We start from the raw sequence: 26,787 nt of genomic DNA, 5'->3' as shown, positions 1-26,787 counted from the left end.
CTTTTCCGGCTACCGCGAGGTTAGGTTAGGACGCGCGGAAGGGGTTAGGGGCTTGAAAACGCACATGGTCGCAATACCCGCGGCAGTAGTCCCAGGTGACATATTCGGTGGGATCTGCGTTGATGAGTGGTTCGTGTGGTTGACTCGAGCCTTCCGTGAGAAGTTGCTCGTAGATGGCTAGGAGGATCTCCCAGTCAAAGTAGTGAACATCCTGGCAATCGTCGCAGAACTCGACAATGCCACGGATGCCGTGGGGAGCCAGAATCGCTTGGAAGAGACGGATATCTTCGAGTTCTTCACACGCTTCAGCGCTTTCGGTGGGGGTGAGGGCGGCGGGGTGCTCGCAGGGGAGGGCTGGGACGAGCACAGCAGCTGGGTCGTCGGGCCCGAGGAACGGGTCCGGCGGTAGCTCCAATGGTGCAGGTGGCGTGCCCATAACCTCACGTTAGTTCGGTTTTCTCCGCCCCGCTGGAGAACCATCAGCTTTCACTTCGTAGTTCACCACCTGGGCGGGTATTCTTAGGAGCTAGAACGCTTGATGAGAGTTTTCAGGAGGCACCATGGCGCTTTTTCGGAACACGGTAACTACGGGTGGGGACAATCCCGATAAGGTCGCGATGGTCGGGTTGACCTTCGACGACGTTTTGCTGCTCCCCGCAGAATCTAATGTCATTCCCTCTGGTGTGAACACGTCTACTCAGCTCACCCGTGAAATTCGGCTCCACGTTCCGATTCTTTCCGCCGCCATGGACACGGTGACGGAATCCCGTATGGCGATCGCTATGGCTCGCAATGGTGGTCTCGGTATCCTCCACCGCAACCTCTCTGTCGAGTCGCAGGCCGCCCAGGTTGAGACTGTGAAGCGCTCCGAAGCTGGCATGGTCACCGATCCTGTCACCTGTACTGCCGACATGACCATCAAAGAAGTTGATGATCTGTGCGCCCGTTTCCGTATCTCTGGCCTTCCCGTTGTCGATGATGATGGCAAGCTTGTCGGTATCTGCACCAACCGCGACATGCGCTTCGAAGTTGACCTCAATACCAAGGTGGGGGACATCATGACCCCTATGCCACTGGTTGTGGCGCATGAGGGCGTCACTGGCGAGGCCGCCCTCAACCTGCTGCGCCGCAACAAGATTGAAAAGCTCCCCATTGTCGACAGCACCAACAAGCTGACGGGCCTCATCACCGTCAAGGACTTCGTCAAAACTGAGCAGTATCCCAATGCCACCAAGGACGATGACGGCCGCCTTCGCGTCGGTGCTGGTATCGGGACCAATGAGGATTCCTGGCACCGTGCTCATGCCCTCGTTGATGCCGGCGTGGACGTGCTGGTGGTCGACACCGCTCACGCCCACAACAACCGTGCCCTCGAGATGGTGTCGCGGGTGAAGAAGGAATTCGGGGATCGTGTACAGGTGATCGGCGGTAACTTGGCCACCCGTGCGGCTGCCCAAGCCATGATCGATGCTGGCGCAGACGCCATCAAGGTCGGTATCGGCCCCGGCTCCATCTGCACTACTCGCGTGGTAGCCGGTGTGGGTGCTCCGCAGATTACCGCCATCATGGAAGCCTCCGCGGCAGCTCATAAGGCGGGCGTGCCGATTATCGCCGACGGCGGTATGCAGTACTCGGGTGATATCGCCAAGGCTATTGCGGCCGGCGCCAATGCCGTCATGCTTGGTTCGATGCTGGCAGGTACGCCGGAAGCCCCGGGCGAAATCATGGTCATCAACGGCAAGCAGTTCAAGACCTACCGCGGCATGGGCTCCCTAGGCGCGATGCAAGGCCGTGGCCTCACTGGTGAGAAGCGTTCGTACTCCAAGGACCGCTACTTCCAGGATGACGTACTGGCGGAGGAGAAGCTGGTGCCGGAAGGTATCGAAGGCCGAATTCCGCTGCAAGGCCCGCTGGAGAGTGTCCTGCACCAGCTGGTGGGTGGCCTGCGTGCTGCCATGGGCTACACCGGTTCTCACAGCATCGCGGATCTTCACGATGCACAGTTCGTTCAGATCACTGCCGCTGGTCTCCGGGAAAGCCACCCGCATGACATACAGCAGACTGTGGCTGCTCCCAACTATCAGATTCGTTAAGAAGGAGACGACAAAGCTATGCGTGACGTCGTAGAAATCGGAATTGGCCGCGAGGCCGTTCGCACTTATGAATTGGAAGACATCAGCCTGGTGCCCTCTCGTCCTCTCTGCAGCCACCGCGAGGTGTCTCTGGACTGGCGAATGGACGCCTACCAGTTTGACGTTCCCTTCGTTGCTGACGCCTCGGACGCTCTCGCCTCCCCTGAGTTCGTTATCGAGATGGGCAAGAACGGCGGCCTCGGTGTCTTTAACGCGGAAGGCTTGTGGGCTCGTTGGGAGAATGCCGAGGAAAAGATCGCCGAGGTCCGCAAGGCTGCCCTCGAATCTGATGATCCTTCCATGGCAGTGTCTCTTCTGCAGGAGCTGAGCCGTGAACCCATCAAGGAAGAACTCCTCGTCGCCGCGGTGAAGAAGATTCATGATGCTGGTGTGGTGACAGCTGTCCGCGTTTCCCCACAGCATGCCCGCGAGCTTGGTCCACTGCTGGTACAGGCTGGTATGGATATCCTCTTCGTGCAGGGCACTATGGTGTCTGCCCAGTACGTGTGGGAAGGCGAGGAACTGCCTCTCGACATTAAGGAACTGGTGCGCGGCACCGATATTCCGGTGGTTGTCGGCGGCTGCGTTAACTACCACACCGCCATGCACCTGATGCGCGCTGGTGCGGCCGGTATCGTCGTGGGCTACGGTGCTACTGAAGGCATCACCACCACCGGCGAGGTGCTGGGCATTAACGTTGCGATGGCGACCGCTATCGCCGATGCTGCAGCTGCTCGCCGCGACTACATGGAAGAATCCGGCGGCCGCTACGTGCACGTTATCGCTAACGGCGACGTGAACTTCTCCGGCGACATCGCCAAGGCAATTGCCTGCGGTGCTGACGCCGTGATGGCCGGCCCGCTGCTGGCCCAGGCTCAGGAAGCCGCCGGTAAGGGTGTGTACTGGCCGATCGTGGCCGGCCACCCTGCCAACCCGCGTGGCGCCGTCGTCCCGCTGATAGTCGACTACGAAGCAGATGACGAAGACTATGAAGGCCCCTCCCTGGAGGTTGTACTGCACGGTCCGTCGTCTGAGCCTTTTGGTACCTGTGACCTGGCCGGAGGCCTCCGTCGCTCAATGGCCAAGTGTGGTTACACGTCGCTGAAGGAATTCCAGCGCGTCGAACTGACCGTCCACTAACGAGTTCCGCGACCCCCAGAAAAGAGACGTACGTTGAGCACTCCGCAGCCTGTCCTCGTTGTCGACTTCGGCGCGCAATACTCTCAGCTGATCGCCCGTCGCATCCGCGAGGCCAAGATCTACTCTGAGGTCATTCCGCACACCGCTACCCTGGCGGAATTCCAGGCCAAGAACCCGGCAGCCATTGTGCTGTCCGGCGGCCCCGCCTCCGTCTATGCGGATGGTGCCCCCACTATGGATCCGGCAGTGCTAGAGATGGGTGTCCCCGTCTTTGGTATCTGCTACGGCTTCCAGTTCCTTGCCAAGAACCTCGGCGGAGTGGTGTCCAACACTGGTGACCGCGAGTATGGTCGCACCGAGATGAGCCTACAGGACACTCCTGCCGGCTTGGGTGGCATCCTCCACGGTGGCTTAGAAGCGGAGCACAAGGTATGGATGAGCCACGGTGACGCCGTCCTGGAGGCACCGGCTGGCTGCACCGTCACCGCCTCTACACCGGGAGCTCCGGTCGCGGCGTTCGAAGACACGGAACGCCGTATTGCCGGTGTGCAGTACCACCCCGAAGTTATGCACTCCCCGCATGGTCAGGAAGTGCTCGTCAACTTCCTCACCAAGGTGGCCGGTCTCTCCCAGGATTGGACCACGGAAAACATTGTGGACCAGCTGGTTGCCCAGGTGAAAGAACAGATTGGCAGCACTAGCCGGGCCATCTGTGGCCTATCTGGTGGCGTGGATTCCGCGGTGGCGGCAGCGCTCGTGCAGCGCGCCATTGGCGATCACTTGACCTGCGTGTTCGTCGACCACGGTCTGCTGCGGGCAGGTGAAAAGGAACAGGTGCAGCAGGACTTCGTTGCTGCTACCGGTGCCCGACTCGTCACCATCGATGCTGTCGATAAGTTCCTTACGGAGCTCGATGGCGTCACCGATCCAGAAGCGAAGCGCAAGACAATCGGCCGGCTCTTCATCCGGTCCTTCGAAGATGCCGTTAGCGAGGTCCTTGGCGAGAGCGCCGCGGAAGGCGCCACCGTAGACTTCCTGGTACAAGGTACGCTCTACCCGGATGTGGTGGAATCCGGTGGCGGTGCGGGTACCGCCAACATTAAGTCCCACCACAACGTGGGCGGGCTGCCAGAAGACCTCGAGTTCACCCTGTGTGAGCCGCTCCGTCTGCTCTTCAAAGATGAGGTGCGTGCAGTGGGCCGCGAATTGGGGCTGCCGGAGGTCATTGTGGGCCGCCAGCCGTTCCCCGGCCCTGGTCTGGGTATTCGCATCGTCGGAGCCGTCACCCGCGAGCGTCTGGAGATCCTCCGGGCAGCAGACGAGATTGCCCGCACCGAACTCACCAACGCCGGGCTCGATAACGAGATCTGGCAGTGCCCGGTGGTGTTACTAGCAGACGTCCACTCTGTAGGCGTACAGGGCGACCATCGTACTTATGGGCATCCCATTGTGCTCCGCCCGGTGAGCTCCGAGGACGCGATGACCGCCGACTGGACACGTATCCCCTACGACGTGCTTGAGCGTATCTCCACCCGCATCACCAATGAGGTGCCGGAGATCAACCGGGTGGTGTTGGACTGCACGTCCAAGCCGCCGGGAACTATCGAGTGGGAGTGATTTTTTGAAACTCCGAACCCGTTGTGGCACAACGATTTTACGGTTTTATATCTCTCTTTTGATAACGATTTGATAACGCTCCCCATATACCGTATCATTCTATATTCCCACTGGATTGCGGGTAAAGAATGCTTTTTTACGGCTTATAAGTGAGGACAACCATATTAGAAAGCCCTTACCGATGGCAACGTCGGTAAGGGCTTTTGCTGTCTATTCGTCTATGTCAAGCCTGTCCCGGAACGCTTCTACCAGAAAATCGCTCAACTCTTTGGAGGGGACTTTGGCCCAGCGGTGAGTGGTGTCGTACTTGGGGTAGTTGTACCGCCAGCGGTCATAGTCTTCCCTGGTGATCTCCCCGGCCTCCAGCTTCTTGGCCTGCTCCGCCCAGGCGGACAGCATATCAAGCATATTGGTATAGGTCTTGCCTTTGGATTTGTCCAGACGCAGACAAACCTCGCCGTCAATCTCCCCAATAGTCAGCCCCCGAATATCCTCCAAAGCAAAGAGGGTGTGCATCAGGCCGATGTCGGTATCTATGTCAGGGACGGTCAGGGCATCAGGGGAAATATCAAAGAAGTCAGCCAGTGTCTTTGTCAGGTCGGCCTTGGGGGTGCGGCTCCCGGTTTCATACTGTGCCATACGCACATCGGCGGAGCGTTCCGGGAAACCCACCACCATGCCAAGATACTTCTGTGTGATGCCCTTCATGTTGCGGAAGAAACGAATACGTTCACCAATCGCCATAACTGCCAACTCCAATCTATGTAATGGGGACACTTGAAGTATAACAGATATGTTTAGACCAGTCAAGAGAAAAATAAATAAATTTGTTTATATTTTCTCGTTGGAAGGTCTTGACATAACGGAATAGAGTTAGTATAATAGGACTACGTTAAGCAAATAGCGTTAAATCAAAAGAAAGGAGGAATCCATATGGAGAACAGATTCATCCGGGCGGAAGAAGTTGCGGACGAGCTGGGTGTATCGAAGCCCTACGCCTATAAACTCATCCGGCAGCTCAACGAAGAATTGAAGGACAAGGGCTTCATCACCATCGCAGGGCGGGTCAACCGCCAGTATTTCAACGAACGGCTCTACGGGGCCAGAAAGGAAGGGAACTAAATGCCAGTCTTTAAGGACGAAGCAAGAGGAACATGGTACGTCATGGTGCGGTATCAGGACTGGACGGGGGAGCGCAAACAGAAGTGCAAGCGTGGCTTTGCCACCAAACGGGAGGCCCAGGAGTGGGAGCGCAGTTTCCAGATGCAGACCTCCGGCGACCTGGATATGACCTTTGAAGCCTTTACCGAGCTTTACACCAAGGATGTGAAACCCCGGCTCAAGGAGAACACCTGGCTGACCAAGGAGAACATCATCCAGAAGAAAATTCTGCCCTACTTTGGCAAGCGGAAGATTAGCGAGATCACCACCAAGGACGTGATCGCATGGCAGAACGAGTTGCTGGCCTACCGGGACGAGAAGCGCAAGCCCTATTCGGCTACCTATCTCAAAACCCTGCACAACCAGCTTAGCGCCATCTTCAATCACGCCGTCCGCTTCTATGAGCTGCGCTCCAATCCCGCCGCCAAGGCTGGAAACATGGGGTCAGAGGAACGGAAGGAAATGCTGTTCTGGACGAAAGCGGAGTACCAGAAGTTTGCGGACGCCATGATGGACAAGCCCGTTTCCTACTACGCCTTTGAAATGCTCTACTGGTGTGGTATTCGGGAGGGGGAACTGCTGGCCCTGACCCCGGCAGACTTTGACTTTGAGGCCGGGACGGTGAAAATCAGCAAGTCCTATCAGCGGCTCCACGGCAAGGACGTCATTACCACGCCAAAGACGAAGAAAAGCAACCGCACCATTAAAATGCCCAACTTCCTCTGTGACGAGATGAAGGACTACCTGGGGATGCTCTACGGCATCAAGAAGAAGGAGCGCATTTTCACCATCACGAAAAGCTATCTCCACCATGAGATGGACAGAGGGGCGAAGTCGGCAGGGGTCAAGCGTATCAGAATCCACGACCTCCGGCATTCGCACATCTCACTTCTGATTGACATGGGCTTCTCCGCTGTGGCGATTGCTGACCGCGTGGGGCATGAGAGTATCGAGATCACCTACCGCTACGCCCACCTGTTTCCGTCCAAGCAGACGGAGATGGCGGACAAACTGGACTTTGAAAGGATGGGAGCGTAATGTCAGCTAAGAATTTGGACACTCACAACCGCTGGAGGAACAAGACCGTGGCCTTCCGGGTATCCCCGGAGGAAAACGAGCAGATCGACGCCGCTGTGCGGCTCTCTGGCCTGACGAAGCAAGACTACATCACCAAGCGGCTCCTGTGCCGGGACGTGGTAGTGCAGGGCAATCCCAGGGTGTATAAGGCCCTGCGGGACGAACTGGCCACTGTGCTGGCCGAGCTGTGGCGGATCAGGGACGGGGCCAACGTGGACAGCGAGCTGCTGGACACCATTCGGATGATCGCCGCTATCATGGGCGGCATGAAGGAGGATTGATAGATTGATGGATTCCAGAGAAACGAAAAGGACTGTCCCGGTTCCGTCTGCGCCAACAGACGGGGAACAGCCCATTTCACAAACAACTGCCAAAAGTATAGCAGAGGAAACGGCTGAAAACAACCCCCAAGAGGAAAGTTTGGAAGAAATGCTCCGAGATATGCGGCGCATGAGCGACCCGGCCTACCTCCACACGGTTTCTATGAACGACCTTTACCAGAACATCTACCAGAGCAGACCGCCCGTCATTGACGGTCTGCTCTACCCTGGGACATACCTCTTTGCGGGAGCGCCCAAGGTGGGCAAGTCGTTCCTGATGGCTCAGCTTGCCTACCATGTCAGCATGGGCCTCCCCCTGTGGGGCTATCCTGTTCACAAGGGGACTGTCCTCTACCTGGCGTTGGAGGACGACCACCGCCGCTTGCAGGGGCGGCTATACCGAATGTTCGGCACAGAGGGCACCGACAATCTGCTCTTTGCGGTCTACGCCAAACAGCTTGGCGTTGGCCTGGAGGAACAGCTAAAGAAGTTCGTCCGGGAACACCCGAACACCAAGCTGATTATCATTGACACTCTCCAGAAAATCCGGGAGGCTGGCGGGGATAAGTACAGCTATGCCAATGATTACGAAGTGGTGGGGAAACTGAAACGCCTTGCCGATGATTGCGGCGTCTGCCTCCTGCTGGTACATCACACCCGCAAACAACAGGCCGATGATAAGTTCGATATGATTTCCGGCACCAACGGCCTGCTCGGAGCGGCGGACGGGGCCTTTCTTCTTCAAAAGGAGAAGCGGACAGACGGCAGCGCCGTTCTGGACGTGGCCGGGCGTGACCAGCAAGACCAGCGATTCTATCTTACCAAGGACAAGGAACGGCTGATATGGACGCTGGAGCGTACGGAAACGGAGGCATGGACAGAGCCGCCCGACCCGGTGCTGGAGGCCATAGCCGCCCTTGTGACGGTGGAGAAGCCGACCTGGGGTGGTACGGCCACCGAGCTGGTAGCGGCGCTCCAGACTGACATGAAGCCCAACGCCCTGGCGATGCGGCTAAACGTCCGGGCCGGGAAGCTGCTGACAGACTACCACATCCGCTATGAGAACAGCAGGAGCCACGCCGGGAGAAGTATCAGCCTGACGCTGGAACCGTCCCAGGCGTGACGACCGTGACGGCTGTGACGGCTTTTTTGAGAGTGGCGGCGGTGTCTGAAACATCGTCACGGTCGTCACGGCTGTCACGGGGAGCAGCAAAGTTTAGGCGGGGTGCAGGGTGCCCTTTTCAAAGGGCGGCCCTGCTGGGGGAGGCAACCGCAGTTGCCGGGGGCAAAGCCCCCACACCCCCTCGGAGAGCCCACGACACTTTGCAGACCGAAGGGATGAAAGTGTCATAGTAGGTTATTACACTTCCCGCAGGAAGTGCCTCCCCCGAACCCCCGTCCTCTTTCAACAACCCAACATCTGAAACAGGAGGATTTTTGCCTATGGCGAGAGGCGACGGTATTGACCGTACCAACGCAAGAAATATGAGGCTGACCGAAACCAAGATCGGTAACACCCAGCAGCACAACGAGCGTGAGAAGGATTCCTATGTCAATCAGGACATTGTACTGGAGCGGACGCCGCTCAATGTCCATTTCAAAACCCCGTCTGCCGGGTATCGAGAGATGTTTGCTCGAATGGAGGCTGATGGCGTGATTTCCACTCGTGGTATCAAGGAGGATGCCTTTCGATATGGTGAGCTGGTCTTTGACGTAAACTCCGCTTACTTCTACAACCACGGCGGCTATGACTTTGCAAAACAATTTTACACCGAAGCATACAAAGCCGCAATCAAAATCGTGGGCGGAGAGCAGTATATTTTGTCGGCGGTCATGCACGCTGACGAGCGCAACCGGGCCATGTCCGAGGCGCTGGGGGAGGACGTGTACCACTACCACCTCCATGTGGTTTATATCCCGGTAGTGGAGAAGGAGATACGCTGGACAAAGCGGTGCAAGGACAAGTCCCTGGTGGGCAAGGTCAAGGAAACGATCATGCAGGTGAGCATGAGCAAGAAGTGGGCGTCCAAGCCCATTCTGGACGAAACCACCGGGGAGCCGTTACGCACAGCTAAGGGCAAACCCGTTCTACGAAAGTCGTACAGTGTCCTGCAAGATGATTTCTTTGAGCATATGCGCTCCGCTGGCTATGACGATGTAGAGCGTGGGGAACGTGGTAGTTCCGAAGAACATTTGACTGTTACGCAGTTCAAGACGGAGCGTGAGCAGGAACGGCTTGCACAGCTTCAAGAGGTGTCGGCGCTGGCCCAGGTTGAGGCCGACAAAAAGAATAAGGAGGCAGCATCAGCTGAGAAGAAAGCGGCCCAGGCCAGGGCTAAGCTGGACGATGTAGCGCCCTTGCTCAAGGGCATGGAGAAACTGGCGGCGGACTTCTCCGACGACCCGGAGCGGACGCTGCCGGAGGCGGGGCCGCTGGAATCGGCCAAGTCCTACCGGGAGAAAAAGGCCAAGCCCCTTTGGGAGAAGATCGTCAAGGTGCTGCGCTCCGTCTACCGGGCCTACTTCGACCTCAAGAGCAAGTTTGAGCGGTTGCAGAGCGCCTATGATCGTGAGGTCAGTAAGAACGGCTCCCTGTCAGCCAGGATTTATGAGGTTTGTGCCGAGAGGGACGGCTTGAAAGGGCAAGTCAGGGACTATGAGCGGGTCAGACGGGCCATTGGCCCGGAACAGGCGGACAGGATACTGGAGGCAGCTTACCAGCAGGAACAGGTCGAAAAGGAGCGGAAATGGGGTGCAAGGTCAAAAATGAGGGTAGGCGCACGATAATCACAAAAAATGGAGGTAATTTCATGGAAAAGTACATCTTTGACGAGGGCAACGGTCTGTGGTATGAGTTGCAGAGGGACTAACAATATTCGGGCGTGTGCGGCGGAAATCGTGGACACAGAAATTATTTGCGCATGAGGCCCCAAATCGGAGGGTGTCCCGGTGAATGCCCTCCTGATTTATTTGGGACAGCGGGTAAAAACTTCTTGCATTTTAGAGTGTGCTATGCTATACTGCTGTCATCCTGATTTGAGGAGTCTATTCAACATGCGGCAAGGTATTCTTAAATAAAATTTGATAATGGGCACAAAAATAATTGCCCCTTGCAGGGGCTTGGTTTTTGTACCCAATTTAAGAATGCTTTTGCCTTTTTATCAAATATCGTGACGGATAACGGCTCATGTTAGCTGAATGCGTTTCTATGTATCCGAAGTCATGATCCCCAGCGGTAAAAGTATTTGCCGCTGGGGATTTTTGCGCCCTTTTGGGCCTTGTATGGAGGATAGACATGAACATTATCAATATCGGGATTCTTGCCCATGTAGACGCTGGAAAGACGACCTTGACGGAGAGTCTGCTATATGCCAGTGGAGCCATTTCAGAACCAGGGAGCGTCGAAAAAGGGACAACGAGGACGGACACCTTGTTTTTGGAGCGGCAGCGTGGGATTACCATTCAAGCGGCAGTCACTTCCTTCCAGTGGCACAGATGTAAAGTCAACATTGTGGATACGCCCGGCCACATGGATTTTTTGGCGGAGGTGTACCGCTCTTTGGCTGTTTTAGATGGGGCCATCTTGGTGATCTCCGCTAAAGATGGCGTGCAGGCCCAGACCCGTATTCTGTTCCATGCCCTGCGGAAAATGAACATTCCCACCGTTATCTTTATCAACAAGATCGACCAGGCTGGCGTTGATTTGCAGAGCGTGGTTCAGTCTGTTCGGGATAAGCTCTCCGCCGATATTATCATCAAGCAGACGGTGTCGCTGTCCCCGGAAATAGTCCTGGAGGAAAATACCGACATAGAAGCATGGGATGCGGTCATCGAAAATAACGATAAATTATTGGAAAAGTATATCGCAGGAGAACCAATCAGCCGGGAAAAACTTGTGCGGGAGGAACAGCGGCGGGTTCAAGACGCCTCCCTGTTCCCGGTCTATTATGGCAGCGCCAAAAAGGGCCTTGGCATTCAACCGTTGATGGATGCGGTGACAGGGCTGTTCCAACCGATTGGGGAACAGGGGAGCGCCGCCCTATGCGGCAGCGTTTTCAAGGTGGAGTATACAGATTGCGGCCAGCGGCGTGTCTATCTACGGCTATACAGCGGAACGCTGCGCCTGCGGGATACGGTGGCCCTGGCCGGGAGAGAAAAGCTGAAAATCACAGAGATGCGTATTCCATCCAAAGGGGAGATTGTTCGGACAGATACCGCCCATAAGGGCGAAATTGTCATCCTTCCCAGCGACAGCTTGAGATTAAACGATATATTGGGGGACAAAACCCAACTTCCTCGTGAAATGTGGAGTGATGTTCCCTTCCCTATGCTGCGGACGACGATTACGCCAAAAACGGCAGAGCAAAGAGACCGGTTGCTGGACGCTCTTACGCAAATTGCGGATACTGACCCGCTTTTGCACTACGAGGTGGATTCCACCACCCATGAGATCATTCTTTCTTTTTTGGGTCGGATGCAGTTGGAGGTTGTTTCCGCTTTGCTGACGGAAAAATACAAGATTGAAACAGCAGTGAAGGAACCCGCCGTCATTTATTTAGAGCGGCCGCTCAAAGTGGCCAGTCACACCATCCATATCGAGGTGCCGCCTAACCCGTTTTGGGCATCTATCGGACTGTCTGTTACACCGCTCCCGCTTGGCTCCGGTGTAAAATACGAGAGCCGGGTTTCCCTGGGATACCTGAACCAGAGTTTTCAAAACGCTGTCATGGATGGTATCCGTTACGGTTTGGGGCAAGGCTTGTGTGGCTGGAACGTAACGGACTGTAAGATTTGCTTTGAATATGGACTTTACTATAGCCCGGTCAGTACGCCGGCGGACTTCCGCTCATTGGCCCCGATTGTATTGGAACAGGCATTGAAGAAATCTGGGACGCAGTTGCTGGAACCTTATCTCTCCTTCACCCTCTATGCGCCCCAGGAATACCTTTCCAGGGCTTATCATGATGCGCCGAAATACTGTGCCACCATCGAAACGGCCCAGATAAAAAAGGATGAAGTTGTCTTTACTGGCGAGATTCCCGCCCGTTGCATACAGGCATACCGTACTGATTTGGCCTTTTACACCAACGGGCGGAGCGTGTGCCTGACGGAACTGAAAGGGTATCAGGCCACTGTCGGCGAGCCAGTCATCCAGCCCCGTCGTCCAAACAGCCGTTTGGATAAGGTGCGCCATATGTTCAGTAAGATTCCTTGATACGCCACAGCAAGGATGGTTATTGCATTTCCCTGCCTTTCGTGGTAAAATGTAGTTGTAAACCACCAGAGAAAACAACAACCCTGCTACCCCCCGTTATCACCACCGATAACAATTTGATAACAGCCCATCGTATAGGCTGGATAATATGGACACATCAAATAATCAAAAAAATGAGGTATCAAATTTATGAAGCAAAATCCGTTAAACACGATGCCCAACAACGAGTGGGAGTAGTGGGAGCCTCTCTCCACACTCTCTTTAGACCACTGTCACCCCATCTGGCCCTACGCTGCATTGACTGGCTAGGTGGGGTGACGTGTATGCAGAGTGGGGCGTTAAAAAAGCGTTAAGGCATGCGGAGTTGCCCTCCCACAGCATGAACAATGGAGTTCATGTTACTTGACATTGTCTTCGTCGGTTTCACTATTGGTGGCTTTCTGCTTCTTCATCTTGGGGTGAAGGCGGTGGACAAGCTGTGAGTTGGGAGCTCATTGTAGGAGCTGTGCTTGGGCTGGCAGCCCTGGTGTACCTCCTCATCGCCCTAGTGAATCCGGAGAAGTTCTCATGACTTCTTCTCTCGCGGGGTGGATCCCCGTCATCCTCGTCCTTGCTGCCCTAGCAGCGGTGTATCTGCCGTTCGGCAACTACATGGCGCGGGTATTCCAGAGCGACCATCACACCGTGGTAGAGCGCGGCCTATACAGGGTCATTGGTGTCAACGGTGACGGACGCCAAAACTGGATGCGCTACGCCACACCTCCGTTTTCGGCTTTTCGCTTGTCTCTCTCCTTTTTCTCTACCTGCTGCAACGTGTCCAACAGTGGTTACCCCTTGCGCACGGGGTGGACGCCATTGACCCCGATCAAGCATGGAATACTGCGGTATCTTTCGTCACAAATACGAACTGGCAGTCATATTCCGGCGAGCAAGCCATGAGCCAACTGACGCAGATGGCTGGCCTGGCTGTGCAGAACTTCGCCTCTGCGGCGGTGGGTATTAGTGTCGCCGTGGCCCTCATGCGGGGTCTCGCCAATAAGTCCGGTGACGGCCTCATCGGCAATTTCTGGGTGGATGTCACCCGCACAATTTTCCGCATACTGCTGCCTGTCGCGGCGGTCGTCGCCGTGCTGTTACTCACCCAGGGTGTTATTCAAAACTTTGCGGCCCCGCACACGGTAGAGACTTTTACGGGGGGTAGTCAGACTATTCCCGGGGGTGCGGTGGCGTCGCAGGAAGCTATTAAAGAACTGGGGATGAATGGCGGCGGTTACTTCAATGCCAATTCTGCCCACCCCTTCGAAAACCCCACCATGTGGTCCAACATGTTGGAGGTTTTTCTCATTCTTCTCATTCCGGTCTCTCTCACCCGCACGTACGGGTTGATGGTGGGCGATAAGCGGCAAGGCTGGGCAGTGCTGGCCTCAATGGCGGTGCTCTATGTGGCATCGCTTGCCTGCGTTATTGCGGCAGAGCTGCATACCGCGGTTGCCGCTGGTGGGGCGATGGAAGGTAAAGAGGTGCGGCTGGGGGTTATCCCGTCTGCATTCTTTGCCGTCACCACCACCGTCACATCTACTGGCGCAGTGGACTCGTCGTATTCCAGCTATTCGCCGCTCGGCGGGGCAGCCCTCATGGTCAACATGATGCTGGGGGAGATTTCGCCCGGCGGTGTCGGCTCGGGCCTTTATGGCATGCTCGTGGTGGTTATTTTGGGCGTTTTCATCTGTGGCCTGATGGTTGGCCGCACTCCCGAGTATTTGGGCAAGTGTATTCGCTCCCGCGAAATTACCCAGGTCAGTCTTTATATCCTCACCATGCCTACGCTGGTACTGGCGGGTGTCGGCATTTCTGCCGTGCTCCCCGATACGCGGGAGGCGTTGTCGCACTCTGGCCCGCATGGGTTCAGCGAGATCGTGTACGCCTTCACTAGCGCAGCGAACAATAATGGGTCTGCTTTTGCTGGCCTGGGTGCGGACACGATGTGGTTCAACTCCGCTTTAGGCGTAGCGATGTTCCTGGGGCGTTTTGTTCCTCTGTTGATGGTGCTGGGTCTGGCAGGTTCCTTTGCCGCCCAGAAACAGGCGGCTGAGACTGCCGGTACCCTTCCCACTCATCGAGCACAGTTTGTGGGTATCACGGTTGGTGTCGCCCTCATCGTGGGGGCGTTGACCTTCCTTCCCACTCTCGTGCTTGGACCGATCTTGGAGGCAGTTCTATGACCTCTCCACGCAGTACGTCGTCCACTGACGCAGCGGTATTCGCGCAATCAGCTGTGGACGCACCGCAGTCGAATCACCCTTCTCTCGTTCCAGGTGATGCGACGGCATCAGATGCGCAGCGTAAGCAGCGTAAACAGGCGCGTTCTGGGCTCACTCTCAAGCAGGTGGGGGAGGCCATCCTGCTCGCGCTCAAGAAGATGGATCCCCGCTCTCTCTACAAGACACCGGTGATGTTTCTCGTGGGGGGCGGATGATTACATCACGAAGCCTTTTGGGGTGGGGGAGTTGTTGGCGCGGGTGCGGGCAGCGTTGCGTCGGGCAGGGCTTGAGCAGCCGGCGGAGTCGGTGGTGGAGACGGTGGTGGAGACGGAAGATGGGTGTGTGCAGTTTGATGTGGCGCGGCAGGTGGTGACGTGTGAGGGGGAGCGGGTGCATCTGACTCCGCACGAACTGGCGATGGTGATGTTCCTTGTGCGGCATCGTGGGCGTTTGGTGACGAAGAAGGAATTGCTGCGGGCAGTGTGGGGGGAGAACTATACGAAGGAGAACAACCATCTGCGGGTGTATATCAAGCAGATTAGGGAGAAGTTGGAGGTGGAGCCGTCGCAGCCACAATATTTTGTGACTGAGTTGGGTGCAGGTTATCGGTTCGTCCTTTAGGCCGAGATGGCGCGCGCAGGTGGGGGGGGGATTTCTGTGGGGCGGTGAAGAGTGGTCTCCGCAGGAGGGGTGAGTATTTCCTTATTGCGGGAATGTTATTGGAGGGTAATTGGTCGTCATGGGTGACCGTACAAGATATGATTCTCTGAAGGACTTCATCATTATGACCCTTAGTAACGATTACCAGGCCTTTAAAAACGTTATTACCAACCGCCGCTCCATTTACGCGCTGAATGCGGACCTTCCCGTCTCTGAAGACGACGTTATCTCGCTCGTGGAAGAGCTTACGGAATTGACTCCCGATGCGTTTAATCAGAAGAGCGCCCGCGCCATTGTTGTCTTCGGTGACAAGAACCAGCAGGTGTGGGACGCCATTTATGATGCTTTCGAGGGGAAAGTGAGCCGCGAGAAGATTGACTCTTTCGCCGCTGGTGCAGGTACCATTCTTTACTTTATTGACCGGTCCACCATTCAATCCATGCAGGCACAGTATGAGCTTTACGCCGATAAGTTCCCCATCTGGGCTAACCAGGCTAATGGCATGCTGCAGTTCAATATTTGGGCCGCGCTGCGGAGCGTCGGCGTAGGCGCTTCCTTACAGCACTATAACCCTGTTATCGATGAGGCTATTCGAGAGGTGACGGGTGCCCCGGGGGCGTGGGAACTGGTCGCGCAGGCCCCCTTCGGGGGTATCGCCGCTGAGCCGGAGCCCAAGGAAGGCGAGGATGTTTCCCAGCGTGTCTGGGTGCAGCGCTAGCTGCGCTACAGGTAGAGAGAGCTGCTTCTGAGAGGTGCCTCTTTACCGCATTGTCATCATAAAAGCGTCGCCGCCCTGTGTTTATCAGGGCGGCGACGCTTGTGAAGGCGTTCTTAGTGCGGTAGAGCCGCACTGGCGGAGTTACCGCGTTACGGTGCGGCGTACTGCGACGCGGCTGAGGCGCTATGCGATACGTGCGGTCAGTACTGCAAAGTAGCCGTCGCCCAAACCTTCTCGCACTTCTTGCTGGTCGTGGGGATTGCTGAGGTCATCTGCCCAACTAAAGACGGTCTGGCGTGTATTTTCCACGGTGAAGCCGGCAGTCTGGAGGGCTGCCACCATATCTGCGAAGCTGTGGAAGGAGATGCCAGCGAAGTAGGGGCTATCTGCGTGGCTGGCACGGCGCTCTGTGCCTACTGGGGTGTCCCAATCGAGCATGCCTATTACGAGTGTGCCGTCGGGGGTGAGAACGCGCTTGGCTTCTGCCAGAGCGGTGGGAAGGTCGACGTAGCCGTCCACGGTAATGAAGAAGACGGCATCAAAAGTGTTGTCGCCATAGGGGAGGTCCTCGGCGCTCGCCTGTTCTACGCGGATACCACGCTCACGGGCGCGCTCGAGCATCTTTGTAGAAGGGTCAATACCGTTCTGAATGCCCAGCTCTTTTGCGAAAAAGCCAGTGCCGACGCCTATTTCAAGGGCATTGTCGAAATCAGGGAGGACTTGGTGCAGGGCGTTGAATTCTGATGCCACGATGGCGGCGTTATCAACGAACCATTGATCGTAGTCGGAAACAAGGTTGTCATATTGTGCAGTTGGAGCCGGGATGCTCATAAAATCACGCTTCCTCAGTTCGAACTAGGTTCCCCTATCTGGGTCAACATCTCGTGCACCACCGTTATTCCAGTTGAGTTAGCTGAGTCACACTGTTTGTTTCTTCCGAATTTTACCGATACAGGTAGGGTATAAGAAGCATTCCCACATTATTAGTACAACTGCAAGGAGCGATGATGGGGTCATCTGAACGTCGTCCCCTCACCATTGTCTTTGTGACGGACATGTTTGACGTTGAGAAGAACGGTATTGTCACGTCAGCACGGCGGATGTGTGCGCAGCTTCGCTCTCAGGGACACACAGTCCGCGTTGTTTCCGCAGGTACTAAGAACATAGCAGCGTCGGGGGATGAAGATTCCACGAAGGTGCACGTGCGACAACTGGGGGATGACGTTGATGACGATCTAGAGGATCGTTATGTTGTTCGCGAGCTCCATATTCCGGTGGTAAATCGATTCGCGAAGAAGCAAAGCTTTGTGTTCGGCACTCCCAAGATCTCGACCTTGCGTGAGGCTTTTGAAGATGCCGACGTAGTGCATTTCTTCATGCCGATGATGCTGGAGCAAGTGGGTGTGCGCGTTGCTAAACGGATGGGGCTTCCCGTTACTGCCGCGTTCCATATCCAGCCGGAAAACATTACCTACAACATCAGCCCGCGTCTGCAGGGGGTGGACTGGGCTGCTAACCGTGTATACAAAGTTCTGTACGAGATTTTCTACGACTCGTTCCCCTTTATCCACTGTCCCACCGAATTCATTAAGGAACAGCTGGTCGCCAATGGGTACGACAAGCACGCTGAATTTGTCGTCATTTCTAACGGGGTGGGAGACAGGTTCCATCCGCCGGTTCCAGATCGTCGTGTCTTCCCTCTTTATAAGGGCACATTCGACATTTTGATGGTGGGACGGCTGTCTCCTGAAAAGAACCAGAAGGTTCTTATTCGTGCGGTGCAGCTCTCTCGCTACGCGGAGTACATTCGCATCTTCTTCGCTGGGGGCGGAGCGGATCGGAAGATGCTGCAGAGCATGGGAAGTGTGCTGCCCCACCCTCCCAGTATTCACTACTATTCGCAAGATGAGCTGCTCAAACTGATGCACTCGTGCGATTTGTATGTGCATACCGCTTCGGTGGAGATTGAAGCCATTTCCTGTTTGGAGGCTGTTGCAACGGGTTTAGTCCCTCTCATCGCAAATTCTCCGAAGTCTGCGACTCGGCAATTTGCGCTCGATGAGCGTAGCCTCTTTATCAATAATGATCCGCGCGACTTGGCGCGCCAGATCGACTACTGGATTGAGCACCCGGTGCAGCGTATCCAGATGTCGAAGGTTTATGCAGAATCGGCGAATGGCTATCGGATGGCTGAGTGTGGCCGGAAGATGGAGGAAATGTTGTATGCGGCTGTGGAGCAGCATCAAAGATAATATTTTCCGCTTTGCTTTTGGGCCTGCGACGGTGGGGGTTCTCCGACTGCTGACGCGTGTGCGGCTTATCGGGCGTTCTAACGCGATGCGTTTTCGTGGATTGACGAAACATCGCGGTGGAATCGTGGTCTGCAACCACACACACTACCTCGACGCGGCGTTCGCCGTGTGGGCACTGTGGCCGCGTCGTCTCTGGTTTACCTCACAAGCGCAGAATTTTTCCCTGCCGGTAGCGGGCCGCATTCTCTCTTTCTGGGATGTGGTGGGTGTTGTCGGAGGGGAAGGCGGCAAAGAGCTGTTTAATGCCCAGTTGGGAGTGTTGCTCAATGAGGGGAAATCGGTAGTGATTTACCCGGAGGGTAATCTCCGTCCCTTCGAGAAAGAGCTGCAGCCTTTCCATAAGGGCGCATTCCATGTGGCGATCACGGAGCAGGTCCCCATTCTTCCTATTGTGGCGGTTCCCGAAACCCGCAAAATGTGGTGGGGGGATCTGCGGCGTGGCATGCGCGTAGAAGTGTTGCCGCCGGTCTACCCTCCGCCCCTTCCTGTCAAAGAGGAGTATGTGGCGGCAGTAACGGCGTTGCGGGACCAAGTTTTTCAAATGATGTCCACTCGGATGGCTGCTGCGAATTAATTTTCCTCTCCTTCCTTATTCCTTGACTGCTTCTCTTTTCGAAAGTATGTTCTAATATGAGCATCGAGAAAAGGTCTGGAGAGGAGGGGTGGAGAACGTGCATGCTATAACATCGTCGCAGGTTGAGACGACAATGTGTGACGCTGTAGAGGGAATGTCCCGGGCAGAGACAATTGCGTTTTTGCGGCAACGAATGACGGTGTTGGAAGGCGCATCGCGACACCGCCTCACTGCTTCAGAAGGGGCCGGTTCATCTGTTGGTACTTCTCCGGTAGGGCACCCTTCAGCATCTGCTGCTGCGGCCACCTCGGCCTTGTCTGAAGCGGTGACGGGACTCTCGTACGATCCTGCCGATAACACGCTTGGACTGGCAGCCCCATGGTCAGAGATGCTCGGACCGCAGGGGATTCCTCGCGGGGAGGTGTCCTGCCTGAGTGGCTCACGGCAGGGGTTACTGGGGGTGGTAGCGGCTGCCAGCGTGGACCACAGTGTAGCCCTTGTGGGTTTTCCTACAGTGGGGTGGTCTGCGGCTGTGGAAATGGGAGCGTGTAGCTCCAATCTCATCTGGGTACCGCATCCCGGCAGTGATGTGGCTGGCCTCTGTATGATCCTCGCAGCTGGTTTCGATCTTGTGGTCGCCGACTTTGCTGATTTCTCTCCCACACCCCGGAGATGCCGCACCTATGAAAGTTCTCTGCGGCATTCTGCGGGCACTCTCATAGCAGTGGATTGTGTGTGGCCGCAGGTATCTTTGGCTATTCATACCAGCCCAGCGTCGGCAGACGGATTACAGCACGGGTACGGCCGTATCTCCACTGTCACGTTAGATGTGGCAGTGTCGCGAAGGTATCAGCAAACACAACGGTATCAGTGGAGCATCGGGCGGAGCCGATATGGTGCTCAACAACCAGTACAGCGGCTTCACCCAGCGGGTGGGGAGCTGATGGAGTGGCAGCATGTCGGGTAAATCGCAGCGCGTTATTGCCTGTCTTTTTCCCGATTGGCCGGCCACCGCACTGTTGCTCGATACAGAGAGGGACCTCTCTACTCCCGTTGTTATTGTCGATAACTATCAGGTGACGGCGGCAAACGCGCGCGCACGGCAGTACGGCATTCAGGTGGGTATGCGCCAGCGGGATGCTCATTCTCGTTGCCCAGAAGCGCTTCTCGCTGCACATAATGATGACCGTGACGCTCGCTGGTTTGAACCGGTCATACAGCGCTGCGATACCATCACCCCCCATATGGAAGTGCTACGCCCCGGGCTCATTGTGGTTTCTTCCCGGAGTGTGGCGTCCTTCTACGGGGGAGAGGAAGCAGCCTGCGAGGTGTTAGCCACCGAGATGGAGCAGGCTGGGGTGGAGTGTCTGGTGGGCAGTGCAGATAGCATGGAGGCCGCAGTATGGGCGGCTCCCCGGAGTGTACTGGTGACAGCGGGGCAGACCTCCCATTTCCTCCATAATCTGCCAATACATGTATTGGCAGAAGAAAGTGCTCTGCCGTTCTTTTCGCAACGGTGCCATATGGCGGCGATGTTGGCGCGCATGGGTGTGCAGACGATGGGTCAATTTGCTCACCTGCCGAGACCCGATGTTGTGCAGCGCTTCGGAAATGATGCACGAGACATTCATTGCATGGCCTGCGGTGAGCCGCTTCGTGCAGTCCTTCCGCACCCCGCAGAAGTGAACTCCACCGTCCAACACACCTGCGAGCCGCCCCTCTGTCGTATCGACGAGGCTGCTTTCCTTGCGCGTCGCCTCGCGGTACAGCTGCATGAACGACTCGTCGCCCAAGACCTCTGCTGCCACACAGTAGAGGTGGGAGCCTGTACTACAGACGGAGTGGAACTGGTGCGCACATGGCGGTGTAGTGAACCGCTCAGCTCCACCGCCATGGCCGACCGGATGCGATGGCAGCTGGAGGGGTGGCTCACCTCGGGCACTCTCACTGCAGGGTTGCAACAGCTGTGGATGCGTCCCCTCGATGTGGTGGGAGCCGGGCATCAACAGCCAGACCTGTGGAGTGGGGTCAGCGATCGAGAAATGACGCGTCGCCGGTGCCTTACCCGTGTTCAAGGGATGCTCGGAGAAAATGACGTGCTCAGTGCTGTTCCCAGCGGAGGATGGGGACCCAACGACGCAGTCTCGTGGGTGCCTTATGGAGATGCCCCCACTGTCCGCCAGCAGCAATGCGCTGCTGCCCCATGGGAGGGTAAGATGCTGTGCCCACTCCCCGCTACTATTGTGCAGCGACCCGTCACTCTCCTCGATAGTTCCCGACACAGTGTTGGAGTGACGGGACGAGGCGTGATGACGGCTGCCCCCGCCTATCTGGAGGATCAGGGGCGCCTCTTTGCCATTACGAATTGGGCGGGTCCGTGGACTTTTGACGATAAATGGTGGGAGGACGAGCCTGTTCGCTGTGCGCGTATTCAGGTTCAGACCAGTAGAAATGAACTTTTTCTTCTCGTGATTCGAGAAAAGAGGTGGTACATCGAAGGAGAGTACTGAGAAACTACAAGAAGAAAAGTTCTCTCCCCGTCAGTGTGTAGCGGGAAGGGACGTTAAAGGAGGTCTGATGGCGGATTCTGCCCCGAACTGTTTCGACCACGTCGATCCGCCGGTGATTTCCGCTGTAGAACAGTGCGAGACAACTACGGATACCCCCCTTACTGGCGCCCTGGTGCGCTGCTCTAGCTATGCCGACGAGCCTCTCCCCGGAACTGCCCCCTTTGTTGCGCATGGGTGGATTCTCATTGAGCACACAGGCGCGTGGAGCCACGATATTTTTGATGGTGAAACAGTTCTACCTGAGGTTAGTGCAGCATTGAAAGACTATGCCGACACTTATGGCATGCGGATTGCCTTCATCCGCCGGCACGGACGTCAGGGACACTGCGACATCGAGCAACGACGTGTCTACATTTCCCTTTCCCTCGACGGCATCCCCGAACTGTGGACGGGAAGCATTGTCCATTTGCGGGATATTCTGCGGTGGAACCCCCTGTCACCGGCTCTCTATGGGTGTACTCGCTGTACCTCTATTTCCGTCGTGTGTACACATGGCAAGCGAGACCGGTGTTGCGCCATCAATGGACGCCCCGTGGCCGATGCCCTCGATAAATACAGCCGGGAACACTGGGGAGAAGAGCCGGCGCTCTGGGAAATTTCTCATATCGCTGGGCATCGCTTCGCCCCGGCATTCATGACACTGCCGGGGAATTATATGTACGGCCGACTTACCCCGGAAGAGGCCATCGCAGTCGCTAGTGCAGCCCGTCAAGGGTACATTGACCTCACTAAACTGCGGGGACGGACGTCTCTTGACGCTCCCGCGCAGGCGGCCGAGTTGGTGGTTGCGCAAGTTCTGGCGCGAGAATCCCAGCTACTCACTCCTGGTTTGTTGAAGGCTACGACGCTGGTAAAGAGGACACTGCCACGTGGGGGAGACGAGGCAGAGGTACGCGTCATCCATCCCGAGGGACGGGTGTGGAATGTGGTGCTGCGGACTGTCCAGTTACCACCCCGCCCGCAAAGTTGTGGGGCCAGCCCCAAGCCGTGCTGGAGTTGGCAGCTGTACTCGCTGCACGAAGTGTCAGAGTAGCGCGCTAGCGCTGGGTTCCTTTCGTTGAAATGTGTTACACCTTCGGCATACTATTCGAACATAGTTTCGATTATGAGAAGGAGGGTGACATATGGGTCCGCAGTCTTCGGCACAGTGTCCCACCACGCTATATGCCGAGCTGCATGCACACAGCTCCTTTACCTTCTCCCACAGTGCCGCCACCCCTCAACATATGGTGGAGACCGCGTGGAAAGCGGGGCTCAGCACTATCGCCCTCCTCGAACGTGACGGCCTCTACTCTGCCGTCCAAGTAGCGGAAACTGTGCGCGACCTCACCGACGATATGCAGGCAGGTCTCCTCCCTCACCGTTCTCCCCTTGGTACCGCCTTCGGGGCGGAGCTCACCCTTAGCAGTACGCACCAGCGAGACGACCCTACTGCTGAAATCGTCCCCATCCTTGTACGCGATGTCGACGGCTACCGTGCCCTCTCCCACCTCATCGGGGAGTCGTATTTGCGGGCGGGTGATAAAGATCATGTGCACTACGATCAGTCGGAGCTTCTCGACTTTGTGCGTGCGGGGCACTGCTGGGTCCTTACTGGGGGGCCCGGCAGTCTCCTACGACAGGCGCTCGACAGTTCTGGCATTAGCGCTGCAGCAGCAGAACTCACCCGCTGTATAACACGATATGGAGCAGACAATATCCTGGTAGAACTCGTGTATAGCGGGCGAATGGGAGAATGTGAACGCAATGATGCACTCGTTGAAATCTGTGAGAATCATCAGCCGCCCGTAGCCTATATCGCCACCTCCTGTCCTGCGATGGGAACACCCCGTGAAGGGAGAACTGCTGCCGCTGTGCAGGCGCTGGGTGCCTACCGCACAGTGGAAGAGAATGCTGGATACATTCATCCGGGTGGAGCTGCGTTCCTTCATACTCCCCAGGAGATGGCCACTCTAGCGGGGCCACATCAGCAGGCTCTCGCCACTGCTGTTCGCATTGGCACAGAGTGTGCTTTTAACCTGCATCTTGTCTCGCCGGGGTTGCCGCCTTTCCCGGTCCCGCCCGGCGAGGATGAAAATAGCTACCTGCGTGCTCTCACCCTAGCGGGAGCGCAGCGGCGTTATCGCGGAAAAGACGTGGAAGAGGCGGCTCTACAGCAAATCACGTATGAGCTCGAGATTATTCGTCAACTCGACTTCCCCGGTTACTTCCTCATCGTCAACGATATTGTCCAGTTCTGTCGGGAGCACCATATTTTCTGTCAAGGCCGTGGCTCCGCCGCCAACTCTGCCGTCTGCTACTGTCTCGGTATCACGGCCGTCGACCCTATTGCCAACCACCTCCTTTTTGAGCGTTTCCTCTCCCCGGAGCGGGACGGCCCACCAGACATTGACGTGGATATCGAGTCGCAGCGGCGGGAAGACGTCATCCAGTACGTCTACCAGCGCTATGGACGTCGCAACGCTGCACAAGTTGCTAACGTCATCACTTACCGCCGGCGGTCCGCAGTGCGTGATGCTGCCCGTGCCCTCGGATATTCTCCGGGGCAACAAGACGCCTGGAGTAAAAAAGTAAGCCGCCTCTACTCCATCCTCCGCGCCACCGAACGGGACCTCGATCCCTGTACTGGTATCCCGCCACTGGTACAGAGTCTGGCCGCAGGCTTCCGCCGCATGCCACAGCACATGGGTATTCACTCCGGTGGCATGGTGATCTGTGATAGACCCGTCACCGACGTGGTTCCTGTCGAGTGGGGGAGAATGCCGGGTCGCAGCGTCCTGCAATGGGATAAAGACGACTGTGCAGCAGTAGGACTCGTCAAGTTTGACCTCCTCGGGCTCGGCATTCTTACAGTTCTCCGGCACTGCCTCGATCTCCTCAAAGAGGAAAAAGAGGACGATAAGGAACTCACCGACATCCCCATGGATGACCCTGCCGTGTACCGCATGCTGCAACAAGCAGATACTGTGGGCGTCTTCCAAGTGGAATCGCGGGCACAAATGAACACACTGCCGCGGTTGTGCCCCCGTAATTTCTTCGATCTTGTCGTCGAAGTCGCACTTGTGCGTCCGGGGCCCATCCAAGGCAATTCCGTCCACCCCTACATTCGTCGCCGCAACGGACGCGAACCCGTTACTTTTGACCATCCCTGTCTCGAAGCAGCTCTCGGGAAGACCCTCGGTATCCCACTTTTCCAAGAACAACTCATGGAAATTGCACAGGCTGCAGCAGGATTTAACGGGGGAGAAGCAGACCAGCTACGACGTGCCATTGGTTCCAAACGGTCCGTAGAAAGAATGGAACGCATGAAGGCGCGCTTTTTCGCAGGGATGCGGGAACGGCACGGTATCGGAGCCGCTCCTGGGGAGACGCCTGGGCCGTTAGCAGAACCGGACTGGCAACCTTGCCCGCGCGAGATTGGCGAGCGTCTCTGGGAGAAGATGAAAGCATTCTCTGCCTACGGTTTTCCCGAAAGTCATGCGCAATCATTCGCCTCCCTTGTCTACTACTCGGCCTGGTTCAAATGTCACTATCCCGCCATCTACTGCACCGCTCTCCTCCGTAGCCAACCGATGGGCTTCTACTCCCCACAATCGCTAGTGCAGGATGCCCAACGCCACGGTGTGCGCGTCCACCCTGTCGACATCCACCACAGTGACGTCGAGGCCACCTGTGAGCAACACGGTGAGGAGCTGCGGCTAGGACTCACCTCCGTACGCGGATTCGGAAAAGACCCTGCCCGCCGTCTCGTTACTGCTCGGCAGGAAGGCGGGTCCTTCACCTCCATCGCAGACCTGGTCCTGCGCGCCGGACTTACCACCGAGCAGGTGGAATCCCTGGCGCTTGCGGGAGCTTTAGACTGTCTCACCCAGCAGCGGGGGGGTGCAGGAAGACACGAGGCGCTGTGGCGTGCCGGGTTGGAAGCGCAAACACACCCTGCCTACTTACCAGGCATTACCGTCACCACTGCACCACATCTACCCGGAATGAGTGCGTGGGAAATTGCCATGGCGGACTATGCCAGTACTGGTATCTCCGCCTACCCCACGGTATTCCTGCGGAAAAGTCTCACGGAACAAGGAGTGACCTGTGCACGCGACCTGCTGGCACAACCTAATGGGCAGCGAGTCCGCGTTGCCGGAGTGGTCACTCACCGGCAACGTCCCCCTTCTGCAGGGGGAGTGACGTTCCTCAGCATGGAGGACGAAACAGGGCTCATGAACGTCATTTGTTCCGCGGGATTATGGAAACGATACCGGGCTATCCTCACGCAATCGACAGCACTGGTGGTGCGTGGTCTTGTCGATAGCGCGGAGGGGGCGGTGAGCATCGTGGCTGACAAGATTGAACCGCTCGATGTTGGATGGGCGATGCCATCCCGCGACTTCCGGTAGAGCAGTTGCGCTGCACATTCCCGGTGGCAAACGAAAACCCCCAGGTGGAGGCAGTGAATGCTGTCCACCCGGGGGTTTCTGTGCGTGCCCCCATAGGGACTCGAACCCTAGACCTGCGGATTAAAAGTCCGTAGCTCTACCAACTGAGCTATAGGGGCTTGCAGCTAATAATCTAGTAGAAACATCGCCAATGACGAAACTCAGTATGAATACTGTCGCAATAACATCTAAATGCAACGGATTTACCAGTGGTTTTGCAGAAACCGGTAGTTATCCCTTAGGCTTAGTCTCGCTCTAGTAATAGAGAGATGCCCCCATCGTCTAGCGGCCTAGGACACTGCCCTTTCACGGCAGCGGCACGGGTTCGAATCCCGTTGGGGGTACCAAGGCCCTGTGGCGCAGTTGGTTAGCGCGCCGCCCTGTCACGGCGGAGGTCGCGGGTTCAAGTCCCGTCAGGGTCGCCAGACGTCATCGTCTTACTAAGGCCAGGTAGCTCAGTCGGTATGAGCGTCCGCCTGAAAAGCGGAAGGTCGCCGGTTCGATCCCGGCCCTGGCCACTGCTGCATCGGCAGCTTTTTTCGTATGGCCCTGTGGCGCAGTTGGTTAGCGCGCCGCCCTGTCACGGCGGAGGTCGCG

Annotated in this window: 21 protein-coding genes, 4 tRNA genes and 1 pseudogene; 22 read left to right on the top strand and 4 right to left on the bottom strand. The window is 56.6% G+C overall.

Features of this window, described 5'->3' with window-relative positions; translation table 11 throughout:
* Nucleotides 1-25: 25 nt before the first annotated feature.
* On the bottom strand, nt 26-436 hold the full coding sequence (locus Q0X28_RS02240; protein ID WP_298576080.1) for a DUF5319 family protein: 411 nt from the start codon (nt 434-436) through the stop codon (nt 26-28).
* A gap of 124 nt (nt 437-560) precedes the next feature.
* Here Q0X28_RS02240 and guaB point away from each other — a divergent pair, with 124 nt between their 5' ends.
* The 3 genes from guaB to guaA are packed head-to-tail and all read left to right on the top strand — an operon-like array spanning nt 561 to nt 4,889.
* A complete protein-coding gene (guaB, locus tag Q0X28_RS02235; protein ID WP_298576077.1) occupies nt 561-2,093 on the top strand; it encodes an IMP dehydrogenase in 1,533 nt (510 codons plus the stop codon).
* An 18-nt stretch (nt 2,094-2,111) separates the two neighbouring features.
* On the top strand, nt 2,112-3,272 hold the full coding sequence (locus Q0X28_RS02230) for a GuaB3 family IMP dehydrogenase-related protein (RefSeq protein ID WP_298576074.1): 1,161 nt from the start codon (nt 2,112-2,114) through the stop codon (nt 3,270-3,272).
* A gap of 33 nt (nt 3,273-3,305) precedes the next feature.
* Nucleotides 3,306-4,889, top strand: a complete 1,584-nt coding sequence (gene guaA / locus Q0X28_RS02225) for a glutamine-hydrolyzing GMP synthase (RefSeq protein ID WP_298576071.1) — start codon at nt 3,306-3,308, stop codon at nt 4,887-4,889.
* Nucleotides 4,890-5,099: 210 nt separating this feature from the next.
* On the opposite strand, the gene Q0X28_RS02220 is transcribed toward guaA, so the two are convergent.
* On the bottom strand, nt 5,100-5,633 hold the full coding sequence (locus Q0X28_RS02220) for a helix-turn-helix domain-containing protein (protein WP_016412723.1): 534 nt from the start codon (nt 5,631-5,633) through the stop codon (nt 5,100-5,102).
* 189 nt (nt 5,634-5,822) lie between these two features.
* Between Q0X28_RS02220 and Q0X28_RS02215 the strand changes: the two genes are divergently transcribed.
* The 11 genes and pseudogenes from Q0X28_RS02215 to Q0X28_RS02170 all read left to right on the top strand — a co-directional run bounded on the left by Q0X28_RS02215 (nt 5,823) and on the right by Q0X28_RS02170 (nt 16,301).
* Entirely contained in the window at nt 5,823-6,011 is a 189-nt protein-coding gene (locus Q0X28_RS02215) for an AlpA family transcriptional regulator (protein WP_016412724.1), read from the top strand.
* Nucleotides 6,012-7,088: a site-specific integrase gene (locus tag Q0X28_RS02210; protein WP_016412725.1), complete on the top strand. Its 1,077-nt coding sequence runs from the start codon at nt 6,012-6,014 to the stop codon at nt 7,086-7,088.
* Entirely contained in the window at nt 7,088-7,408 is a 321-nt protein-coding gene (locus Q0X28_RS02205) for a plasmid mobilization protein (RefSeq protein ID WP_016412726.1), read from the top strand. Before Q0X28_RS02210 ends, Q0X28_RS02205 begins: the two co-directional genes overlap by 1 nt.
* Before the next feature lie 7 nt (nt 7,409-7,415).
* Nucleotides 7,416-8,570: a helicase RepA family protein gene (locus Q0X28_RS02200; RefSeq protein ID WP_019541683.1), complete on the top strand. Its 1,155-nt coding sequence runs from the start codon at nt 7,416-7,418 to the stop codon at nt 8,568-8,570.
* 320 nt (nt 8,571-8,890) lie between these two features.
* Entirely contained in the window at nt 8,891-10,234 is a 1,344-nt protein-coding gene (locus Q0X28_RS02195) for a plasmid recombination protein (RefSeq protein ID WP_031583917.1), read from the top strand.
* A 508-nt stretch (nt 10,235-10,742) separates the two neighbouring features.
* Nucleotides 10,743-12,662 (top strand): TetM/TetW/TetO/TetS family tetracycline resistance ribosomal protection protein, encoded by a 1,920-nt coding sequence (gene tet, locus Q0X28_RS02190; RefSeq protein ID WP_298576054.1) that lies wholly within the window; start codon nt 10,743-10,745, stop codon nt 12,660-12,662.
* Nucleotides 12,663-13,140: 478 nt separating this feature from the next.
* The gene (locus Q0X28_RS08565; protein ID WP_053961671.1) at nt 13,141-13,233 is read left to right on the top strand and encodes a potassium-transporting ATPase subunit F; all 93 of its coding nucleotides are present in this window, start codon (nt 13,141-13,143) and stop codon (nt 13,231-13,233) included.
* A pseudogene (kdpA, locus tag Q0X28_RS02185) lies at nt 13,230-14,884 on the top strand (potassium-transporting ATPase subunit KdpA). The gene Q0X28_RS08565 and the pseudogene kdpA overlap by 4 nt, the downstream one beginning before the upstream one ends.
* The gene (locus Q0X28_RS02180; RefSeq protein ID WP_053961670.1) at nt 14,881-15,138 is read left to right on the top strand and encodes a hypothetical protein; all 258 of its coding nucleotides are present in this window, start codon (nt 14,881-14,883) and stop codon (nt 15,136-15,138) included. Before kdpA ends, Q0X28_RS02180 begins: the two are co-directional and overlap by 4 nt.
* Nucleotides 15,139-15,160: 22 nt before the next feature.
* The gene (locus tag Q0X28_RS02175) at nt 15,161-15,544 is read left to right on the top strand and encodes a winged helix-turn-helix domain-containing protein (protein WP_298576049.1); all 384 of its coding nucleotides are present in this window, start codon (nt 15,161-15,163) and stop codon (nt 15,542-15,544) included.
* Between the two features lie 163 nt (nt 15,545-15,707).
* Nucleotides 15,708-16,301, top strand: coding sequence for a nitroreductase family protein (locus Q0X28_RS02170; RefSeq protein WP_298576046.1), 594 nt, complete (start codon nt 15,708-15,710; stop codon nt 16,299-16,301).
* Nucleotides 16,302-16,484: 183 nt separating this feature from the next.
* Here the strand turns inward: Q0X28_RS02170 and Q0X28_RS02165 are convergent, their stop codons facing one another.
* The gene (locus Q0X28_RS02165) at nt 16,485-17,132 is read right to left on the bottom strand and encodes a class I SAM-dependent methyltransferase (protein ID WP_298576043.1); all 648 of its coding nucleotides are present in this window, start codon (nt 17,130-17,132) and stop codon (nt 16,485-16,487) included.
* Between the two features lie 173 nt (nt 17,133-17,305).
* On the opposite strand from Q0X28_RS02165, the gene Q0X28_RS02160 reads away from it, so the two are divergent.
* The 5 genes from Q0X28_RS02160 (at nt 17,306) to Q0X28_RS02140 (ending at nt 26,151) form a co-directional block, all read left to right on the top strand.
* Complete coding sequence (locus Q0X28_RS02160; RefSeq protein ID WP_296238988.1) at nt 17,306-18,553, top strand: glycosyltransferase; 1,248 nt, start codon at nt 17,306-17,308, stop codon at nt 18,551-18,553.
* A gap of 100 nt (nt 18,554-18,653) precedes the next feature.
* Nucleotides 18,654-19,187, top strand: coding sequence for a lysophospholipid acyltransferase family protein (locus Q0X28_RS02155; RefSeq protein ID WP_298576039.1), 534 nt, complete (start codon nt 18,654-18,656; stop codon nt 19,185-19,187).
* A 956-nt stretch (nt 19,188-20,143) separates the two neighbouring features.
* Nucleotides 20,144-21,697 (top strand): DNA polymerase Y family protein, encoded by a 1,554-nt coding sequence (locus tag Q0X28_RS02150; RefSeq protein WP_298576036.1) that lies wholly within the window; start codon nt 20,144-20,146, stop codon nt 21,695-21,697.
* A 67-nt stretch (nt 21,698-21,764) separates the two neighbouring features.
* The gene (locus Q0X28_RS02145; RefSeq protein WP_296238994.1) at nt 21,765-22,790 is read left to right on the top strand and encodes a sucrase ferredoxin; all 1,026 of its coding nucleotides are present in this window, start codon (nt 21,765-21,767) and stop codon (nt 22,788-22,790) included.
* A gap of 91 nt (nt 22,791-22,881) precedes the next feature.
* Nucleotides 22,882-26,151 carry an error-prone DNA polymerase gene (locus Q0X28_RS02140; protein ID WP_298576033.1) on the top strand — a complete coding sequence of 1,090 codons (3,270 nt, stop codon included), beginning with the start codon at nt 22,882-22,884 and terminating at the stop codon, nt 26,149-26,151.
* An 85-nt stretch (nt 26,152-26,236) separates the two neighbouring features.
* On the opposite strand, the gene Q0X28_RS02135 is transcribed toward Q0X28_RS02140, so the two are convergent.
* Nucleotides 26,237-26,309: transfer RNA gene (locus tag Q0X28_RS02135), tRNA-Lys, on the bottom strand.
* A gap of 152 nt (nt 26,310-26,461) precedes the next feature.
* Between Q0X28_RS02135 and Q0X28_RS02130 the strand changes: the two genes are divergently transcribed.
* From Q0X28_RS02130 to Q0X28_RS02120, 3 genes are all read left to right on the top strand, one after another.
* A tRNA-Glu gene (locus Q0X28_RS02130) sits at nt 26,462-26,537 on the top strand.
* Between the two features lies 1 nt (nt 26,538).
* Nucleotides 26,539-26,615, top strand: a tRNA-Asp gene (locus tag Q0X28_RS02125).
* Between the two features lie 19 nt (nt 26,616-26,634).
* Nucleotides 26,635-26,708: transfer RNA gene (locus Q0X28_RS02120), tRNA-Phe, on the top strand.
* Nucleotides 26,709-26,787 lie beyond the last annotated feature (79 nt).

Origin of the sequence: uncultured Lawsonella sp. (assembly GCF_947252745.1) — a bacterium.
Lineage (GTDB): Bacteria > Actinomycetota > Actinomycetes > Mycobacteriales > Mycobacteriaceae > Lawsonella.
This window is presented reverse-complemented; position numbering and strand designations above follow the sequence as displayed.

Coding starts and splice junctions, on each gene's coding strand:
- Q0X28_RS02210 (WP_016412725.1), top strand. CDS start 6,012: ATGCCAGTCTTTAAGGACGAAGCAAGAGGAACATGGTACGTCATGGTG.
- Q0X28_RS02150 (WP_298576036.1), top strand. CDS start 20,144: ATGTCGGGTAAATCGCAGCGCGTTATTGCCTGTCTTTTTCCCGATTGG.
- Q0X28_RS02215 (WP_016412724.1), top strand. CDS start 5,823: ATGGAGAACAGATTCATCCGGGCGGAAGAAGTTGCGGACGAGCTGGGT.
- Q0X28_RS02240 (WP_298576080.1), bottom strand. CDS start 436: ATGGGCACGCCACCTGCACCATTGGAGCTACCGCCGGACCCGTTCCTC.
- Q0X28_RS02165 (WP_298576043.1), bottom strand. CDS start 17,132: ATGAGCATCCCGGCTCCAACTGCACAATATGACAACCTTGTTTCCGAC.
- Q0X28_RS02160 (WP_296238988.1), top strand. CDS start 17,306: ATGATGGGGTCATCTGAACGTCGTCCCCTCACCATTGTCTTTGTGACG.
- Q0X28_RS02220 (WP_016412723.1), bottom strand. CDS start 5,633: ATGGCGATTGGTGAACGTATTCGTTTCTTCCGCAACATGAAGGGCATC.
- Q0X28_RS02200 (WP_019541683.1), top strand. CDS start 7,416: ATGGATTCCAGAGAAACGAAAAGGACTGTCCCGGTTCCGTCTGCGCCA.
- Q0X28_RS02205 (WP_016412726.1), top strand. CDS start 7,088: ATGTCAGCTAAGAATTTGGACACTCACAACCGCTGGAGGAACAAGACC.
- Q0X28_RS02230 (WP_298576074.1), top strand. CDS start 2,112: ATGCGTGACGTCGTAGAAATCGGAATTGGCCGCGAGGCCGTTCGCACT.
- Q0X28_RS02140 (WP_298576033.1), top strand. CDS start 22,882: ATGGGTCCGCAGTCTTCGGCACAGTGTCCCACCACGCTATATGCCGAG.
- Q0X28_RS02195 (WP_031583917.1), top strand. CDS start 8,891: ATGGCGAGAGGCGACGGTATTGACCGTACCAACGCAAGAAATATGAGG.
- Q0X28_RS02145 (WP_296238994.1), top strand. CDS start 21,765: ATGGCGGATTCTGCCCCGAACTGTTTCGACCACGTCGATCCGCCGGTG.
- Q0X28_RS02180 (WP_053961670.1), top strand. CDS start 14,881: ATGACCTCTCCACGCAGTACGTCGTCCACTGACGCAGCGGTATTCGCG.
- tet (WP_298576054.1), top strand. CDS start 10,743: ATGAACATTATCAATATCGGGATTCTTGCCCATGTAGACGCTGGAAAG.
- guaB (WP_298576077.1), top strand. CDS start 561: ATGGCGCTTTTTCGGAACACGGTAACTACGGGTGGGGACAATCCCGAT.
- Q0X28_RS02170 (WP_298576046.1), top strand. CDS start 15,708: ATGACCCTTAGTAACGATTACCAGGCCTTTAAAAACGTTATTACCAAC.